The organism is Paraclostridium sp. (assembly GCF_051657365.1).
Taxonomy (GTDB): domain Bacteria; phylum Bacillota; class Clostridia; order Peptostreptococcales; family Peptostreptococcaceae; genus Paraclostridium.
In genome coordinates, this window is sequence record NZ_JBOFKN010000064.1 from 1 (window position 1) to 1,248 (window position 1,248).

3 protein-coding genes are annotated in these 1,248 nt (G+C 23.0%); 1 reads left to right on the forward strand and 2 read right to left on the reverse strand.

Features of this window, described 5'->3' with window-relative positions:
• Nucleotides 1-224: hypothetical protein (locus tag ACRCYC_RS04135; RefSeq protein ID WP_438617918.1), on the forward strand; the 224-nt coding region annotated here is incomplete at its 5' end.
• Nucleotides 225-418: 194 nt separating this feature from the next.
• On the opposite strand, the gene ACRCYC_RS04140 is transcribed toward ACRCYC_RS04135, so the two are convergent.
• Together ACRCYC_RS04140 and ACRCYC_RS04145 are read right to left on the reverse strand one after the other, a co-directional pair.
• Nucleotides 419-766: a DUF4268 domain-containing protein gene (locus ACRCYC_RS04140; RefSeq protein ID WP_438617919.1), complete on the reverse strand. Its 348-nt coding sequence runs from the start codon at nt 764-766 to the stop codon at nt 419-421.
• A gap of 145 nt (nt 767-911) precedes the next feature.
• Nucleotides 912-1,248 (reverse strand): LlaJI family restriction endonuclease (locus tag ACRCYC_RS04145; RefSeq protein WP_438617920.1); only part of this gene is annotated, 337 nt, incomplete at its 5' end.

A 1,248-nucleotide genomic window follows, 5' to 3' on the forward strand; every position in this document is an offset into this window, starting at 1 on the left:
ATTTAAATCTAGGAGTTTTTTTATTAGGATTAGGAGTTCTAGACATTGATGCAGTTGCTATGGAGGGTGTTAATATGAAAATTTTAGATGAAGAATTTAATCTTAGAGAAAAAGGATTTACAGCTTCTTTTGTTGTAGCTTTAGGATATCATGCAAGTGATGATTTTAATGCTGCTCTTCCAAAATCAAGACTTTCTAAAGATGAAATAATTGAAGAAATTTAAAAAATATAATTATACTAACCTACTTTTTTTCTAAAATTTGAGTGTCCTAAAATAAAAACCTGAGATTCTTTCTCAGGTTTTTATGTATTTTATTTTAATCTTTTATTTAAACAAAACTAAATACTATACTCATATTTTTTAAAAACATCTATATACTTAGGAATTTCTGATAATAAGTAATTTATTGAATCGCCCTATGACTCCTCATTATATATATCAAATTCCACACTTTTCATAATCATACTTGATTTATTATCCTCTAAATTTCTCCATTCTAATTTAGAATCAATTTGATCTTCTATTTCTAATTTTTTACTTTCAAAAAGTTTATAGTACTCTTTATTACTATCAATATAAACCTTTATAGTTAAAGTTTTTTTTCTACTATCTATAGAAATATATAAGTGATAATCTTTACAAATAGCAACATCTATACCTGCCGTTTTAACTAGTCTATATTCATCTGAAGATAATTTTCTTTTTATTAAAGCTACTTTTATGAAAGTACTCCAATATTTTTGTTGTAAATCTTTTAAGTTCATATTTTACATATTTGATAAATACTTAAATGTATCTACCTATTCCTCCTTCTTATGTTTTAATTTTTGTACTAAATATTTTTATTACATTCTTGCAGAATTTATTATAACATTTACATTTAATTTTGTAATATCACCAGCTATTACCTTAATTTTTTCTAATATCATTAATCTCTTTCCTCAATTTTAAATCTTTCAAATAATTTTTATACATTTTTTCTGTAGATAATTTAAATAATTTGATTTTTTTTCCTTGGAAGATTTCAAAAGAAACTTCTCCTATATAACTATGTTGTGTTTCTTCTGTTGGAAATAAAAAAGCATTATAATATCTAGTTTTTTCAATGCCTACTTTTTTATAGTATGCTCTATATGATTCTTCATATAAAAATTGTTTACCTATATCTCCTATTCCAGGAGCGTTATTTTTTAGTTTTCCTTTTTCATCAAATTCTGTTTCATAATATTTAGCATCATATATATGT

Bases quoted from the DNA above. Each gene is read 5' to 3' on its own strand.
- ACRCYC_RS04140 (WP_438617919.1), bottom strand. From the start codon at position 766: ATGAACTTAAAAGATTTACAACAAAAATATTGGAGTACTTTCATAAAA.